This window comes from Saccharopolyspora sp. NPDC049357, assembly GCF_040677225.1.
Taxonomy (GTDB): domain Bacteria; phylum Actinomycetota; class Actinomycetes; order Mycobacteriales; family Pseudonocardiaceae; genus Saccharopolyspora.
The window spans coordinates 51646-67591 of record NZ_JBFAQJ010000003.1 but is presented as its reverse complement, the minus strand read 5'-3'; the positions used below and the strand labels follow the sequence as shown (position 1 = coordinate 67591).

Sequence of the window (15946 nt, the reverse complement as noted above, 5' to 3'; positions counted from 1 at the left end):
AACAGGTCGTCTCGCTCAGCGGAGAGCCCGCGAGCAGGAGGCGGCGACCCGCCGTCGGCCCGACGACGGGTCGCCTCCGGTGTCAGCTGGGCCGGATCGCCGTGAGCAGCTGGGTGGCTCGGCTGAGGGCGACGTACAGCGCCCGCCGGCCGGTGGTCGATTCCGCGGCGAGGCCGTCGGGGTCGACGACCGCCACCGCGTCGTACTCCATGCCCTTGGAATCGAGGCTGCCGACCACCCTGAGCCTGGGGTCGTCCACATCGGACAGCCAGGCCCGCACCTCGTCCCTGCGGTCCATCGTGGTGATGACGCCGATCGTGCCCTCCGCCCGCTCCAGCAGGTCGCGGGCGGCGTCGCGGGTCGTCGCGGCCAGCTGGTCCACCGGGACCTCGCGCACGTCCGGCTCGACGCCCGTGGTGCGCACCGCCGTCGGCAGGTCGTCCGGGTTGACCAGGTCGCGAACCGCGTCCGAGGCGTAGTCGAAGATCTCCGCCGAGTTCCGGTAGTTGGTGCGCAGCGTGAACTTTCGGTGCGTGCGCTGCTCGCTGAGCGCCTCCTCGCGCGCGGTCGCGGCCTCGGCCGGATCCGGCCAGGAGGACTGCACCGGGTCGCCCACGATCGTCCAGCTCGCGTGCCTGCCGCGACGGCCGACCATCCGCCACTGCATCGGGGAGAGGTCCTGCGCCTCATCGATCACGACGTGCGCGTACTCGTCGTAGTTGACGGCGCGGCGCGGCTGCTCCGCCTCGGGCTCGGCCCGGCGGGGGCGCTTGGGCGGCGGACCGATCAGCATCCGCAGCTCGTCGATCAGCGCGATGTCGGCCACCGTCCACTCGGAGACCGCCGACTCGGCGAGGGACGCCCACGACTTGGCCAGCAGGTCGACCTCCTCGGCCGCCAGCAGCCGTCGGGCCGCGCGGGCCAGCCGTTCCGGATCGGACAGCCAGCGCAGCACCTGCATCGGGTACAGCGCGGGCCACCAGGCGACCAGGAACCGGTGGAACTCGATGCGCTCGCCGATCTCGCTGATCAGCTGGTCGCGGTCCGGCTGGAAATCGCCGCCCGCCAGGCCCCGGGCCTGCTGCCACAGGGCTTCCAGCAGCGCGTCGGCGGCCTTCATCCGGGTCTTGTTCGGCTGACCGCCCTTGTTGTGCAGGGTGCGGCGGATCCGCTTGAGGTCGTCGGCCTCCAGCTTGAGCACCGTGCCCCGGTAGAACAGCTGCAACGAGTCCGGGGCGTCCGGCGGAGGCAGGCGCAGCGCGCGACGCAGCACCTTGACCATCCGCGACGAGCCCTTGACCTCGGCGGTGCGCGGATCGTCGACCCTCGCGGCGCTGATGCCGTCGAGCACCTCGCCCAGGGCGCGCAGCTCCACGTTGTGCTCGCCCATCGACGGCAGCACTCGCGAGATGTAGCTCATGAACACCGGCGACGGGCCGATGACCAGCACGCCAGGCCCGCCGAGCCTGCGCTGCTCCCGGTACAGCAGGTAGGCGGCGCGGTGCAGCGCGACGGCCGTCTTGCCGGTGCCGGGACCGCCGGTGATCTCGGTGACGCCGCTCTCCGGAGCTCGGATCGCCTCGTCCTGCTCCTTCTGGATGGTGGCCACGATGTTGCGCATCGTCTCGCCGCGCGAGCGGGTCAGCGCCGCCATGAGCGCGCCGTCGCCGATCACCCGCATGTCGGACGGTGCCCGGTCAGGGTCGAGCAGGTCGTCGGAGACGTCCACCACCTGCTCGCGCGAGCAGCGGATCACCCGGCGCCGGATCACGTCCTGCGGGTGCTCGGGAGTGGCCTGGTAGAAGGCGCCGGCCAGCGGGGCGCGCCAGTCCACCAGCAGGTTGTCGAAGCGCTGGTCGCGGATGCCCAGCCGGCCGATGTGCACGGCGTCACCGCTGCCGAGGTCCAGGCGGCCGAACACCAAGCCCTCGGACTCGGCGTTGAGCGCCTGCAACGTCCGGTTGGCGTGGTGCAGCATCACGTCCCGCTCGTTGAGCGCTTCGGGCGTGGCCTCCCGGCCGTACTCGTAGCTCTTGTCGCGCATCGCCTCGGCTTCGGAGCGCAGCTCGTCGAGCCGGGCGTACACGCGGTCCACGTGCTCCTGCTCGACCGCGATCTCGGCCTGCTTTTCGGATGCTTCGGACACCTGTGACTTTCTCCCGGTCTGGCGCGGTGGGCAGACCCAACAGAGTACGCGCGATGCCGCACCGCCCGACGTGTCCCGCCTGCCGTCGAGGCCGGTTCGCGGGCGTAAGATGCGCGGTGGCGGCGGACCCGCGAAACACCTGCCCACCAGCGGTGCGCGACGATGTCCCGGTGACGCGGATCGTGGCGGGGAGTGCGGGCGGGCGACGCCTGGAAGTGCCCCCGAAGGGAACCAGGCCGACCTCCGAGCGGGTGCGCGAGGCGCTGTTCAACTCGCTGGAGACGATGCTCGACATCGACGGCCTCCGCGTGCTCGACCTCTACGGCGGTTCCGGGGCGTTGGGGCTGGAAGCCCTCTCCCGAGGCGCGGGCCACGCCACGTTCGTCGAATCCGACCGCCGCGCCGCGCAGATCCTCAAGCGCAACGCCACCACCCTGGGATTCCGCGACGTGCGGGTCGAGCAGGCCAAGGCCGAGACGCTGACCGCCGCGGCGACCGCCGAACCGTTCGACGTGGTCCTGGCCGACCCGCCCTACGACCTGCCCGGTGACCTGCTGCAACGCGTGCTGGACGGGCTCGTCGCCAACGGCTGGGTCGGGCCGGGCAGCGTGGTGATCGTCGAACGCGCGGTCCGCAGCGGCGACCCGGACTGGCCCGCCCCGCTGGAGGCGCTGCGCTCCAAGCGCTACGGGGACACGTCGGTGCACTGGGCCGTGATCGAACAGCGGTGAGCCAGGACACGTCGACCTGGGGGGTTCCCGTTCCGGCTGCTAACGTCCCAGCACATGAGGCGTGCGGTATGTCCAGGTTCTTACGACCCCGTCACCAACGGTCATCTGGACATCATCGAGCGAGCGTCCGGCCTGTTCGATGAGGTCGTCGTCGCGGTGCTGATCAACAAGAGCAAGAAGGGCTTGTTCTCCGTTGACGAGCGCCTCGAAATGCTGCGCGAGGTCACGGCCCAGTGGCCCAACGTGCGCATCGACTCCTGGCACGGCCTGCTGGTCGACTACTGCAAGGCCAACGAGATCGGCGCGATCGTCAAGGGCCTGCGCGCCGTCAGCGACTTCGACTACGAGCTGCAGATGGCGCAGATGAACCAGCAGCTGTCCGGGGTCGAGACCATGTTCATGTCGACCAACCCGCTCTACAGCTTCCTTGCGTCCTCCCTGGTCAAGGAGGTCGCCACCTACGGCGGCGACGTCTCCAACCTGCTCCCGCCGAAGATCGAGCAGCGGCTGCGCGAGCGCATCGCCGAGAACGGTTAACCTCCGCAACATCACCAGGTCACGCGAACTTCTGTGAATCTTGCGCGGTTTCCTTCGGGTTCCCGCCATTTCCGCAGGGTGACGGCCTACCGCGGTTAGCGTGATCGACATGATGAAGTCAGTGCAGATCCTGCTGGCCGCCCTGCTCGCCGTGGCGGGGCTCGTCGGCTTCCAGTCCAGCGCCTTCTCCGCAACCCCCGCCCCGGCCGCCGTCGCGCAGGCCGAGTGCGGTGACACCGCCGGGTTCGACCAGGTCACCCTGTCGTCCCTGCCGCCCGAAGCCGCCGAGACGGTCGAGCTCATCAAGGCCGGCGGCCCCTTCCCGTACCCGGAGGACGGTCAGACCTTCGGCAACCGCGAAGGGCTGCTGCCCGACTGCGCGGACGGGTACTACAAGGAGTACACCGTGGAGACCCCGGGCAGCGACGACCGCGGCGCCCGCCGCTTCGTGGTCGGCGAAGCCGGTGAGTTCTTCTGGACCGAGGACCACTACGAAAGCTTCGCCATCACCGACATCAACGCTTGATTCTCGTTTTCCGCGGTCGATTTGCTGGTCGGTGCGGGTAGCGGAACCTGAGACGCCGTCTGGACTGCGGGTGCCACTCCTGATGTATGTCCAATACACGGCGGAGTGGCCGTCCTCGCCAGACGACGTCTCAGAACCCGCGGCGGTGCGAGTTGCTCAGGTGGTGAATGAGAAAGCACCTCCGGTGCTTGCCTGACGCGAACAAGGGAACCTTTCTGCCGCCGCTTGTGGTGGCGGGGAGGTTCTCTTTTCGTTCGTGCGCGAACGGTGGCTTGACACGCGGATGGCGGATTTCCCCCGCGTACGGGGGTCGCGCAGGCAGACTGTGAGGGGAACGGCCCGTGATCGGCATCGCGCGGCGTTCTGACATGCTTGAGCGGCGCGGCGCTGAACGACTGCAGGGAGATCATGGTGTACCGGGTGTTCGAGGCCCTCGACGAGCTGGTCACGATCGTCGAAGAGGCGCGTGGCGTCCCCATGACCTCGGGTTGTGTGGTGCCCCGCGGTGACGTGCTGGAGCTGCTCGACGACGTGCGGGACGCGATCCCGCAGGAGCTCGACGACGCCCAGGACGTGCTGGACCACCGCGACGAGGTGGTCACCAAGGCGCAGACCGAGGCCGACAAGTCGGTCGCCGAGGCCAGGAGCGAGGCCGAGCGCACCATCGCCGAGGCCCGGGCCGAAGCGGAGCAGCTGCTCACCGAGGCCCGCGAGCAGGCCGATCACCTGCTCTCCGACGCGCGCGGCCAGGCCGAGCAGGCCGTCACCGCGGGCCGCCGCGAGTACGAGGACTACATCAGCCGCGCCCAGTCGGAGTCCGACCGGATGGTGCAGGCCGGGCGCGCCGCCTACGAGCAGTCGGTGCACGAGGGCAAGACCGAGCAGGCCCGCCTGGTCACCGACACCGAGGTCGCGCAGGCCGCCAGCGCCGAGGCCAAGCGCATCGCGGAGGAAGCCCACGAGGAGGCCGAGCGGCTGCGCAGCGAGTGCGACGCCTACGTCGACTCCCGCCTGGCCGACTTCGAGGACCTGCTCAGCCGCACGCTGCGCACGGTCGGCAAGGGCCGTCAGCAGCTGCGCAGCCCGATGGGCGCGCCCTTCGACTACGAGGAGTGGCAGCCCTCGGCGGGCGCCAACTGAGCTGCCCCTCGCGCCGGCCTCGAAACCGCCTTGAACAGGGGCTGGTGTCGTTCGCGGCCGGACGTCACGTAGGCTGGGAGGGCTGACTTGCGGTGCAGTGCCCGATACGTCGTGGTCCGCTCCCGAGATCAGCCAAACGCCCATTCACCAAGCACTGAAATTCGTGATGTCTCAGAGCCATGAAACGCGCAATGCGCAAGCCGGCCCGTGGGTGATCGACACCCGGGAGATCGGCCACCGGGCCGGTAGCAGCCGTGCCTACACGCGCAAGGCCCCGGCGCCCGCCGGCTTCGGGCTCGACATGATCAAGGTGTCCGAGGGCGAGCCGGTGGAGCTCGATCTGCTGGCCGAGTCCGTGGTGGAGGGCGTGTTGGTGTCGGGCACGGCGGTGGCCCAGCTGACCGGCGAGTGCGTCCGGTGCCTCGACCCGGTCTCCGAGGAGATCGAGATCGAGGTGCGGGAGCTCTTCGCGTACCCGGACAGCGCGACCGACACCAGCACCGATGACGACGAGGTCGAGCGGGTCGTGGACGACCTGATCGATCTCGAACCGGTGGTGCGGGACGCGATGTTGCTGTCGCTTCCCTCGGCACCGGTGTGCTCGCCGGACTGCCAGGGGCTGTGCTCCGGGTGCGGCGTGAAGTGGGCCGAACTCGCCCCCGAGCACACGCATGAGACCATTGATCCTCGCTGGGCCGCGCTTCAAGAGCGGCTCGGCGGTACCGAAGAGGAGAAGTAGTCGTGGCCGTCCCGAAGCGCAAGATGTCCCGGGCCAACACCCGTCACCGCCGTTCGTCGTGGAAGACCTCGGCGCCGACGCTGGTCGAGTGCTCGAACCGCTCCTGCCGTGAGCAGAAGCTGCCGCACGTCGTCTGCCCGGCCTGCGGTCAGTACGACGGCCGTCAGGTCGTTCAGCCGGCCTGAGCGGCGGTCACGTAGTGGGGGGAAAGCAGTCGAGGGCCCGTCAAGTGGATCGGGCTCCGTTGTTGGCAGCGCTCGGCGTCGAACTGGACGCCGAGCTGCTCACCCTTGCCCTCACCCACCGTTCGTACGCGTACGAGAACGGCGGTCTTCCGCCGAACGAGCGGCTGGAGTTCCTCGGCGACGCGGTGCTCGGACTGGTGATCACCGATCACCTCTACAACGAGCACCCGGACCTGCCGGAGGGACAGCTCGCGAAGCTGCGCGCCAGCGTGGTCAACATGCACGCGTTGGCCGGGGTGGCCCGCGGGCTCGGTGAGGGCGGACTCGGCGAGTACCTGCTGCTGGGTCGTGGCGAGGAGCTCACGGGGGGCCGTGACAAGGCGAGCATCCTCGCGGACGGCTTGGAGGCGGTGCTCGGCGCCGTCTACCTGGCCGAAGGCATCGACGTCGCGCGCGGCGTCGTGCACAAGCTCTTCCAGCCGTTGCTGGCCGAGGCTCCGCAGCGCGGAGCCGGTCTGGACTGGAAGACCAGCCTCCAGGAACTGACCGCCTCCGCGGCACTCGGCGTGCCCGAGTACCGCGTCGAGGAAGAGGGCCCTGATCACCGCAAGGAGTTCAGCGCTTTCGTGGCGGTCGGTGGCCAGACCTACGGGCGCGGCGACGGCAGCACCAAGAAGGAAGCCGAGCAGAAGGCGGCCGAAGCGGCTTGGCGCCAGCTCAACGAGCAGGTCAACGCCGTTCAGGCCGAGGACTCGGCGGACTCCGCATCGTGAGTCGGTCGGTTCGATCGCGAACCGACCGTGACGAAGGGACATGATCAAGGGCTCGGCCCTGGATCATGTCCCTTTTTCACGCCCGCCTCCAGGCGCGTTCCGGGCGTGGGTGAGGATGTGTTCGTGCCTGAGTTGCCCGAGGTCGAGGTGGTCCGCCGCGGTGTTTCCGATCATGCGGTGGGACGGAAGCTCTCCAGCGTCGAAGTGCTGCACCCGCGTGCCGTCCGCCGTCACGTGCCCGGCGCGCAGGACCTCGCGGCCAGACTCGCCGGGAGGGTGCTGACCGCGGCCCGGCGGCGCGGCAAGTACCTGTGGGTCGAACTCGGCGACGGCCCCTATGAGACCAACGGCGAAGCGGTGGTCGTGCACCTGGGCATGAGCGGGCAGCTGCTCGTGCAACCCACCGACGCGCCCGACGAGAAGCACCTGCGGGTGCGGATGCGCTTCACCGACGGTGAGTCCGAGCTGCGGTTCGTCGACCAGCGCACCTTCGGCGGCCTGCAGCTGGCCGAACTCGTCGAGGTGGACGGCGTGGCACTGCCCCAACCGGTCGCGCACATCGCCCCCGACCCGCTGGAGCCGGTGTTCGACCTGGCCAGGCTGACCGAGCGGCTGCGCGGTCGGCGCACCGGCATCAAGCGCGCACTGCTCGACCAGAGCCTGGTCTCCGGCATCGGCAACATCTACGCCGACGAAGCCCTGTGGCGGGCGAAGCTGCACTGGGCCCGCCCGACCGCGACCATGACCCGTCCCAAGGTCCGCGAACTGTTCGAGGCCGTCACCGACGTCATCGGCGAAGCGCTGCACGCGGGTGGCACCTCGTTCGACGCGCTCTACGTCAACGTCAACGGCGAATCGGGCTACTTCGACCGCTCGCTGGCGGTCTACGGCCAGGTGGGGAATCCCTGCCCGCGTTGCGGAGCCTCGATCCGCCGCGACCCGTGGATGAACCGCTCCTCCTACACCTGTCCGGTCTGCCAGCCGAAACCGCGCAACGCGCACGTGTGAGCCGCGCCGCGTCCACTTCGGACGGGCTTTCGCGAGGTGGACCACCGCGATCACGAAGAACACCTGCAGCATCGTGGTGTTGAACGCCAGGCCCACCGCGCACACCAGCGGACGGGCTTTCCCGCTACGAGAACCGTGTGACTCGCCCCCACATCCGCCGGGGGAAGCCGCTCCCAGCTGATTCCCAGCTTCCGCCAACGGTGCTCGCACCTGCGTCCGGCTTGATGGATGTCGAACCGGATGAGAGGTGGGTGGGAGATGAGTGCCGTGCCGCAGCTCGGCGCCGAGACAGCGCAGCGCGCGTCGAACCGGACCGCGACCGTCGACGTGGTGATCCCGGTCCACAACGAGGAACGTTCCCTTCCCGGATGCCTTGAAGTGCTGAGCGGGTACCTGGGCGAAGGGTTCCCCTTCTCGTGGTCGATCACCGTCGTCGACAACGCCAGCACGGATTCGACCCTGGAGGTGGCGCACCGGCTGGCCCGGAAGATGCCCCGCGTGCGGGTGTTGCACCTGGACCGCAAGGGTCGCGGCTTGGCGTTGCGCACCGCCTGGGGGTACAGCGACGCCGACGTCGTGGTCTACATGGACGTGGATCTGTCGACGGGGCTGGACGCCCTGCTGCCGCTGGTCGCGCCGCTGGTCAACGGGCACTCCGACCTGGCCGTCGGATCCCGGCTGGCACCTGGTGCGCGGACCGTGCGCGGCGGGAAACGGGAGATGATCTCGCGCGGGTACAACAAGATGATCAGGTGGACCCACGGCGCGCGGTTCACCGACGCCCAGTGCGGCTTCAAGGCGGCGCGCACCGACGTGGTCCGCCCGCTGCTGCGGCAGGTCCGGGACGACTCGTGGTTCTTCGACACCGAGATGCTGCTGCTGGCCGAGCACAACGGCCTGCGGGTGCACGAGGTGCCGGTGGACTGGGTCGAGGACGTCGACACGCGGGTGAACGTGGTGCGCACCGCCGCCGACGACGTCGCCGGGCTCATCCGGGTGGCGCGCGCGAAGATCACCGGTGCCGCCCGGGTTCCGGGCCTGCCGCAACGGCCGGAGCCGCGTGCCGCGCACCCGCAGGCGGTGCTGGCGAAGCGGGAGAACGGGCTGCTTTGGCAGCTGGTCTCGTTCGGCGCGATCGGCCTGGTGTCCACAGTGCTCACCTCGGTGCTGTACGCGATCCTGCGCGGTTGGTGGCCGCCGCTGCTGGCGAACCTGGTGGCGTTGACCGTCACCACGCTGTGGAACACCGAGGCCAACCGGCGCTACACGTTCCTGCAGCAGCGCGGCTCGTCCGGACGGGTGCACGCCCAAGGGCTGATCGTGTTCGCGCTGTACTACGTCGTCACCTCCGGCGCGCTGCTCGGATTGCACGCCTACTCGGCTGATCCGTCGCGCTGGCTGGAGGTCCTGGTTCTGATTCTGTCCTCCGTGGTGGGGACCGCTCTGCGGTTCGTGCTGCTCCGCTCGTGGGTCTTCGCGGCCCCGGCCAAGGAAGAGGAAATCTCATGATCGCAGTCGAAGAGGCTGTGCCGCAGCGAACGGAGAGCGGCGGATCGCCACCGGTGTGGCGTCGGCTCGCGCTGGCCGGGACCTGCGCGCTCGCGGGCGTGCTCTACCTCTGGGGCATCGGGAGCTCCTGGGGCAACGGCTACTACTCCGCGGCCGTGAAGTCGATGTCGACGAGTTTCGAGACCTTCTTCTTCGGCTCGTTCGACGCCGCCGGAGTCGTCACCGTCGACAAGCCCCCGATGGCCCTGTGGTTGCAGGTGCTGTCGGTGAAGATCTTCGGGTTCAACCAGTTCGCCGTGCTGTTCCCGCAGGTCGTGTGCGGTGTCGCGGCCGTGTTCCTGCTGCACCGCACGGTGCGGCGGTGGGCCGGTGAGAACGCCGCGCTGATCGCCTCGCTGGTGCTGGCGCTGAGCCCCATCACGGTGCTGATCAACCGGGACAACAACCCGGACACCCTGCTGGTGCTGCTGGTGGTGGCCGCCGCCTACGCGATGACGCGGGCGGTGTCCGACCGCCGCTCGACCGGCTGGATCGCGCTGGCCGCGTTCCTCGTCGGTTGTGGGTTCATGACCAAGATGTTGCAGGCGTGGATGGTGCTGCCCGCGTTCGTCGCCGCCTACCTGGTGGGCGGCGGGAACCGCTGGGGCCGCAAGTTCGCCGATCTCGGCGTGGCGGCCGCGGTGCTGCTGGTGGGCTCGTTCTGGTGGGTCGTGGCGACCGAGTTGTGGCCTTCGCCCAAGCCCTACATCGGTGGCAGCACCGACGGTTCGGCGTGGGACCTGATCTTCGGCTACAACGGCTTCGGCCGGATCCTCGGTGAAGGTTCGGGCCAGGCCGGGGGGCCCGGCGGGGGTGGGCCCGGTGGTGGCGGCGGGTTCTCCGGAACCGCCGGCGCGCTGCGGATGTTCAACGAGCAGCTGGCCGGACAGATCAGCTGGCTGCTGCCGCTGTGCGCGTTGGTGCTGGTCACGATGTTGGTGCTGGGGGTTCGGCACTGGCGAGCGGGAGGTTCTCCTCATCGCGAGCTGACCGCGGGCTGGGTGCTGTGGGGCGGCTGGCTGGTCGTCATCGGCGTGATGTTCAGCTTCGCCCAGGGCATCATGCACCCCTACTACACGACGATGCTGGCGCCCGCGGTCGGCGCCGTGGTCGGGGCCGGGCTGGTCCGGTTCTGGCGGTGGTACCGGCAGCCGGGCGGGAAGGCCTGGTTGCTGCTGCCCACCGGTGTCGCGATCACCGTCGCCTGGGCGATGGCCGTCGTCGCGCGGGACCTGAGCTGGCACCCGTGGACCGGCTACCTGGCGGTGGGTCTGGGAGCGCTGGCGCTGGTGGTGCTGATGATCGGTCGTCGTGGTCGCGAAGGTCTGGCCGAGGCCGGGTTCGTGCTGGCGCTGGCGGCGATGCTCACCGTGCCCGCGACCTGGTCGGCGATCGGTGCCGTCGGCGGCAGCGGCGGGATGATGGGCGGCGCCAACCCGATGGCCGGACCGCAGACGTCGATGGGCGGTCCCGGCGGGACGCGCGATGGCCGCATGCCGGGAATGAGCGGTCAGGCCCCTCCGGGAGGGATGCCTCCAGGGATGTCCGGTGACCGAGCTCGCGGTGGCATGGGCGGTGGCCCGGGTGGTACCTCGCTGAGCGCCGACCAGCAGAAGATCGTCGACCACGTGAAGGCCCACGCGGGTGTCGCGCAGATCCCCCTGGCGGTGGAGGGCGGCGCGAACGGCGCGTCGAGCTACATCATCAACACCGATCTGACCGTGGTCGGCATGGGCGGCTTCATGGGATCCGATGACGCACCGTCGGTCGCCCGGCTCACCGAGTGGAAGCAGAGCGGCCAACTCGCCTTCGTCCTGCTGGGCGGCGGCCCGGGCGGCACGATGCGCTCCCACGACGGCCAGTCCGGTCAGGCCCAGCAGGGGCAGGGACAGCGGCAGGGCGGCGATCGGGCCGGTTCCGGGATGCAGATGCCCGGGGGCGGTCGAGGTGGCCAGGCGGCAACGGACCGGGAGAACTGGGTGAAGCAGAACTGCACTCTCGTCGACCCCGTCACCTACGGCGGCTCGACCGATTCCTCCCAGCAGCTCTACCGCTGCGGATGACCCGGATCACCGCCGTAATCCGGTCACGGATCACGGCGGATCACGGCGGTGATCGCGGGACGGATTACTCCCGTGATCGGGGGACGGAATACGGGAGTAATCCGGTCACCGATCGCGGGGGTGGGGTGGGACACGGGGGTGGGCTTTCAGCGGGTTTCCAGGGTTTTCCCAGGGAGGTGGGTGATGCTGGAGGACGTGGTGGACAGCAGCGGTGCGCGAGTGCTCGTCGTGGACGACGAGCCCAACATCCTGGAACTGCTGGCCGCGGCGTTGCGCCTCAGCGGGTTCGAGGTGCGCGGTGCCGCGACCGGTGCGGAGGCGCTGCGCGCGGCGGCCGAGTTCCACCCGGACATCGTCGTGCTGGACGTGATGCTTCCCGACCGCGACGGTTTCTCCGTCGCCACCGAGCTGCGCGGTGGCGGCAGCACCGTCCCGGTGCTGTTCCTCACCGCGCGCGACGCGGTGGAGGACCGCATCGCCGGCCTGACGGCGGGCGGCGACGACTACGTCACCAAGCCGTTCAGCCTGGACGAGGTCGTCCTGCGGCTGCGCGCGATCCTGCGGCGCGTCCGTCCCGAGCAGGACGACAGCGCCAAGCTGCGCTACCAGGACCTGGAACTCGACGAGGACACCTACGAGGTCCGCCGGGCCGGGCAGCTGGTGAGCCTGTCGCCGACCGAGTTCAAGCTGCTGCGCTACCTGCTGATCAACGCCGAGAAGGTGGTCAGCAAGGTGCAGATCCTGGACCGGGTGTGGAACTACGAGTTCGGCGGCGATTCGCGGATCGTGGAGTCCTACATCAGCTACCTGCGGCGCAAGGTCGACTCCGTGTCGCCGTCGCTGATCCACACCATCCGCGGCGTCGGCTACGTGCTGCGACTCCCTCCGGAGAACCGATGAGGTTCGTGCGCACGCTGCGCGGACGTCTGGTGCTCGTGCTGGTCGGGGCGCTGGTCGTGGGTCTGCTGCTGATGGGGTTCACCAGCGTCGCGCTGCTGAACCGCTCCCTGGTGGAGCGCACCGACGACCGGCTCGCCGAGATGTCGATGCCCTGGGAGGAAGGGCGCATGCCGCCCCCGGACCCGACGCACCGGCATCCCGAGGGCCCCGGCAGGGGAGACCTGCCGACCGACTTCCGCGTGCTGATCTTCGACTCCACCGGCCGCCAGGTGGGGGGAACCCTCGGCGCGACCGAGGGTGAGCCGGGCGGCCCCCTGCTGCGCAACCCGGAGCGCGGACCGGCGGTCGGCACGGTCCCGGATCGGGCGGGCGGTTCGGACTGGCGGGTGCGGCGCGTTCAACTGCCCGACGGGCGCAACGTGGTTCTGTCGTTGTCGCTGGGCAACGCGCAGGCGACGGTGCAGCAGCTGGTGGTCATCGAGCTGGTGGTCGGTGGGCTGGTGCTGCTGGTGCTGACGCTGGCCGCTGCGGGAACGGTCCGGCTCAGCCTGCGCCCGCTGGCGCGCATCGAGGACACCGCCGACGCCATCGCCGCGGGTCAGCTCGATCGCCGGGTGTCGGATCAGGATCCGCGCACCGAGACCGGCCGCCTCGGCGAGGCGCTGAACACGATGCTGGGCAGGCTGACCGACGCGCTGCAGCAGCGGGAGCGCTCCGAGGACCGGCTGCGCAGGTTCGTCGCCGACGCCTCGCACGAGCTGCGGACGCCGCTGACCTCGATCCGCGGGTTCGCCGAGCTCTACCGCCGCAGCGAGGAGCACCGGCCGGAGGACGTGCGGATGATGATGCGCCGCATCGAGTCCGAGTCGGTGCGGATGGGCGGGCTGGTGGAGGACATGCTGCTGCTGGCGCGCCTCGACCGGGAACGCACCGTCGACCTGGTGGACCTCGACCTGGTTCCGCTCGCCCGCGACGTCGTGCACGACGCCGGGGCGCGCGACCCGGACCGGGCGATCACCCTGGAGAGCCCGGACGCACTGCGGGTTCTCGGTGATGGTGCCCGGCTGCGCCAGGTGCTGACCAACCTGGTCAACAACGCCCTGGTGCACACCCCGGCCGGTTCGCCGATCGCGGTCGAGATCGGCCACGCCGAGGCGAGCGACCGGGCCGTCGCCGCGGCGGGGGCGGACATCCGCGACGGGACGAGGATGGTCGCGGTCTCGGTCACCGACGTCGGTCCGGGGATTCCGCCGGAGCACGCGACGAGGATCTTCGACCGCTTCTACCGCGTCGACGAGGGGCGAACCCGTGCTGCCGGCGGGACCGGGTTGGGGCTGGCGATCACCGCGGCCCTGGCGCAGGCGCACAACGGTCGCCTCGAACTCCACGGCGCTCCCGGCGGCGGCAGCACTTTCCGCCTCCTGCTGCCGATCACCTGAGAGCGAGGAGGGGAGCCGCGACTCGGGTGGGGAGTGCGGCTCCCCTCCTCACGCTCACGCGGTCAGAGCTTGACCGTGGGGTTGTGGATGTCGAACCAGACCGACAGGTCGAGGGCGCGCTCGAAGGTGTAGCGAGCGGCCATGTCGATGTTGGCCGGGTCCTGCTGGAGGGCTTCGGCGATCCACTTCTCGTTCAGCAGCGACAGCGCCGGGCTGTCGGCCTTGACCAGGTCGCGGACCTGGCGCTGCAGGACCGCCGCGTACTTCGGGTCCTGAGTGGACGGGTACGGGCTCTTGACCCGCTCGACGACCGACTGCGGGAGGGTGTCGGCGGTGGCGTGGCGGAGCAGGCTCTTCTCGCGGCCGTCGAAGGTCTTCAGCGACCACGGGGTGTTGAAGACGTACTCGACCAGGCGGTGGTCGCAGAAGGGCACGCGCACCTCCAGGCCGACCGCCATGCTCATCCGGTCCTTGCGGTCGAGCAGGATGCGCACGAAGCGGGTCAGGTGCAGGTAGCAGATCTCCCGCATCCGCCGCTCCAGGTCGCTCTCCCCGTCGAGGGTGGGAACCTCGCCGAGCGCGGTGCGGTAGCCGTCGGCGATGAACGACGGGATGTCGAGCGCTGCGGTGATCTCGGGGTCGAGCATGTCGAAGCCGGCGCCCTGGCTCTGCACGGCGGCCAGCCACGGGAAGGTGTCGGCCGCGCGCACGTCCGGGTCGTGGAACCACTTGTAGCCGCCGAAGACCTCGTCGGCGGACTCACCGGACAGCGCCACCGTGGAGTGCTGCCGGATCGCCTTGAACAGCAGGTACAGCGACTGGTCCATGTCGCCCAGCCCCATCGGGAAGTCGCGCGCCTGCACGGTCGCGCGGCGCACCTCCGGGTCGGCGAGGGTGTCGGGGTCGAGGACGATGTCCTGGTGCTGCGAGCCGACGTGCTCGGCGACGTCGCGCACGTAGGGGCCGTCCGGGGTGGCGCGCATGGGGTCGGGGACGAAGTTCTCGGTCTGGCCGAGGAAGTCGACCGCGAAGCTGCGCACCTGCTCACCGCTCTTGGCCAGGTGGAGCCCGGACAGCGCGGTGATGGCGCTGGAGTCGAGGCCGCCGGAGAGCAGCACGCAGCGCGGCACGTCCGAGACCAGCTGGCGCTGCACGATGTCGTCCATCAGCTCGCGCACGTGCGCGACGGACGCCTGCTGGTCGTCGGTGTGCTCGATGGCCTGCAGCTTCCAGTAGGTCTGCTCGCGCAGGCCCTTGCGGTCGAGGGTGACCACGGTGCCCGGCTCGACCTCGCGCATGCCCGCCCACACGGCCTGGCCGGGGGTCTTGACCATGCCGAACAGCTCGCGCATGCCGTCGGCGTCGACGACCTTCTCGGCCAGCGGGTTGGCCAGGATCGCCTTGGGCTCGGAGCCGAAGAGCACGCCGTGCTCGGTGGGGTAGTAGTACAGCGGCTTGATGCCCATCCGGTCGCGGACGAGCAGCAGCTTCTCCTCGCGGGAGTCCCAGACGGCGAAGGCGAACATGCCGTTGAGGTGCTCGGCGACCTGGGCGCCCCATTCGAGGTAGCCGTGCAGCACGACCTCGGTGTCGCTGTCGGTGTCGAACCGGTGGCCGCGGCGGCGGAGCTCGTCGCGCAGCTCGGTGAAGTTGTACGCCTCACCGCTGTAGACGATGGCGACCTGGCCGCTCTCGGCCTCCATCGGCTGCGCCCCTCCGGGCAGGTCGATGATGGCCAGCCGCCGGTGCCCGAGCGCGGCGTGCCTGCTGACCCAGGTGTCACCGGCGTCCGGGCCCCGGCAGGTCATGGTGTCGCACATGGCGTCGACTGTGGAGCGGTGCTCGGTCAGGTCGCGCTGGAAGTCGATCCAGCCGGAGATTCCGCACATTTCCGGATTTATCCCCAATCTCGTTTGTTCCGTACCGTTTTCGGGCGTTTTTCAGCGAGGTTTCAACGCACCGACTTGTTAGCGACAGTAACGAGATCGTTGCATCGATGAAACCAACTGACGGAGTGAAGTCACCCACCCGCAAAACGCGCAGACCTGCTGAAACCGGGAGGAAAGCGGCCCCGTCAAGAACGCATCAAGGCCGCACTCCGCCGCGTCAAGGAGTCGTCATGGGACTCGACCGCGCATCCGGTGCAGGGCTTGGCTGAACCACGTCATCGAAGAGAACTCGGAAGGAGTGACCGGTCGTGGTCGATCTCGC

Annotated in this window: 14 protein-coding genes; 12 read left to right on the top strand and 2 right to left on the bottom strand. The window is 69.8% G+C overall.

Annotated features, from left to right (window positions below; genetic code table 11):
• Positions 1–82: 82 nt before the first annotated feature.
• Positions 83–2146: a UvrD-helicase domain-containing protein gene (locus AB0J91_RS03525; RefSeq protein WP_363863807.1), complete on the bottom strand. Its 2064-nt coding sequence runs from the start codon at positions 2144–2146 to the stop codon at positions 83–85.
• 170 nt (positions 2147–2316) lie between these two features.
• Between AB0J91_RS03525 and rsmD the strand changes: the two genes are divergently transcribed.
• From rsmD to AB0J91_RS03465, 12 genes are all read left to right on the top strand, one after another.
• Positions 2317–2877 (top strand): 16S rRNA (guanine(966)-N(2))-methyltransferase RsmD, encoded by a 561-nt coding sequence (rsmD, locus tag AB0J91_RS03520; RefSeq protein ID WP_132685782.1) that lies wholly within the window; start codon positions 2317–2319, stop codon positions 2875–2877.
• Between the two features lie 54 nt (positions 2878–2931).
• Positions 2932–3414 (top strand): pantetheine-phosphate adenylyltransferase, encoded by a 483-nt coding sequence (gene coaD, locus AB0J91_RS03515; RefSeq protein WP_324264375.1) that lies wholly within the window; start codon positions 2932–2934, stop codon positions 3412–3414.
• Positions 3415–3523: 109 nt separating this feature from the next.
• The gene (locus AB0J91_RS03510; RefSeq protein ID WP_363788976.1) at positions 3524–3940 is read left to right on the top strand and encodes a ribonuclease domain-containing protein; all 417 of its coding nucleotides are present in this window, start codon (positions 3524–3526) and stop codon (positions 3938–3940) included.
• A 411-nt stretch (positions 3941–4351) separates the two neighbouring features.
• Complete coding sequence (locus tag AB0J91_RS03505; RefSeq protein ID WP_363863804.1) at positions 4352–5080, top strand: DivIVA domain-containing protein; 729 nt, start codon at positions 4352–4354, stop codon at positions 5078–5080.
• Between the two features lie 166 nt (positions 5081–5246).
• Positions 5247–5819, top strand: coding sequence for a DUF177 domain-containing protein (locus AB0J91_RS03500; RefSeq protein ID WP_363863801.1), 573 nt, complete (start codon positions 5247–5249; stop codon positions 5817–5819).
• A gap of 2 nt (positions 5820–5821) precedes the next feature.
• Positions 5822–6004, top strand: coding sequence for a 50S ribosomal protein L32 (gene rpmF, locus AB0J91_RS03495; protein ID WP_125091036.1), 183 nt, complete (start codon positions 5822–5824; stop codon positions 6002–6004).
• Positions 6005–6018: 14 nt separating this feature from the next.
• Entirely contained in the window at positions 6019–6777 is a 759-nt protein-coding gene (gene rnc / locus AB0J91_RS03490) for a ribonuclease III (protein ID WP_132625405.1), read from the top strand.
• A gap of 123 nt (positions 6778–6900) precedes the next feature.
• Positions 6901–7785 (top strand): bifunctional DNA-formamidopyrimidine glycosylase/DNA-(apurinic or apyrimidinic site) lyase, encoded by an 885-nt coding sequence (gene mutM / locus AB0J91_RS03485; RefSeq protein WP_363863798.1) that lies wholly within the window; start codon positions 6901–6903, stop codon positions 7783–7785.
• A gap of 258 nt (positions 7786–8043) precedes the next feature.
• On the top strand, positions 8044–9294 hold the full coding sequence (locus tag AB0J91_RS03480; protein WP_363863795.1) for a bifunctional glycosyltransferase family 2/GtrA family protein: 1251 nt from the start codon (positions 8044–8046) through the stop codon (positions 9292–9294).
• The gene (locus AB0J91_RS03475) at positions 9291–11396 is read left to right on the top strand and encodes a glycosyltransferase family 39 protein (protein ID WP_363863792.1); all 2106 of its coding nucleotides are present in this window, start codon (positions 9291–9293) and stop codon (positions 11394–11396) included. The genes AB0J91_RS03480 and AB0J91_RS03475 overlap by 4 nt, the downstream gene beginning before the upstream one ends.
• A 183-nt stretch (positions 11397–11579) precedes the next feature.
• Complete coding sequence (locus AB0J91_RS03470; protein WP_363788983.1) at positions 11580–12296, top strand: response regulator transcription factor; 717 nt, start codon at positions 11580–11582, stop codon at positions 12294–12296.
• Positions 12293–13735, top strand: coding sequence for an ATP-binding protein (locus AB0J91_RS03465; protein ID WP_363863789.1), 1443 nt, complete (start codon positions 12293–12295; stop codon positions 13733–13735). Before AB0J91_RS03470 ends, AB0J91_RS03465 begins: the two co-directional genes overlap by 4 nt.
• Before the next feature lie 62 nt (positions 13736–13797).
• On the opposite strand, the gene asnB is transcribed toward AB0J91_RS03465, so the two are convergent.
• Positions 13798–15624: an asparagine synthase (glutamine-hydrolyzing) gene (asnB, locus tag AB0J91_RS03460; RefSeq protein ID WP_363863787.1), complete on the bottom strand. Its 1827-nt coding sequence runs from the start codon at positions 15622–15624 to the stop codon at positions 13798–13800.
• Positions 15625–15946 lie beyond the last annotated feature (322 nt).

What these genes read in the sequence shown, in the direction of transcription:
- coaD (WP_324264375.1), top strand. Translation starts at nt 2,932, where the DNA reads ATGAGGCGTGCGGTATGTCCAGGTTCTTACGACCCCGTCACCAACGGT.
- AB0J91_RS03510 (WP_363788976.1), top strand. Translation starts at nt 3,524, where the DNA reads ATGATGAAGTCAGTGCAGATCCTGCTGGCCGCCCTGCTCGCCGTGGCG.
- AB0J91_RS03500 (WP_363863801.1), top strand. Translation starts at nt 5,247, where the DNA reads ATGTCTCAGAGCCATGAAACGCGCAATGCGCAAGCCGGCCCGTGGGTG.
- AB0J91_RS03480 (WP_363863795.1), top strand. Translation starts at nt 8,044, where the DNA reads ATGAGTGCCGTGCCGCAGCTCGGCGCCGAGACAGCGCAGCGCGCGTCG.
- AB0J91_RS03475 (WP_363863792.1), top strand. Translation starts at nt 9,291, where the DNA reads ATGATCGCAGTCGAAGAGGCTGTGCCGCAGCGAACGGAGAGCGGCGGA.
- AB0J91_RS03470 (WP_363788983.1), top strand. Translation starts at nt 11,580, where the DNA reads ATGCTGGAGGACGTGGTGGACAGCAGCGGTGCGCGAGTGCTCGTCGTG.
- AB0J91_RS03465 (WP_363863789.1), top strand. Translation starts at nt 12,293, where the DNA reads ATGAGGTTCGTGCGCACGCTGCGCGGACGTCTGGTGCTCGTGCTGGTC.
- asnB (WP_363863787.1), bottom strand. Translation starts at nt 15,624, where the DNA reads ATGTGCGGAATCTCCGGCTGGATCGACTTCCAGCGCGACCTGACCGAG.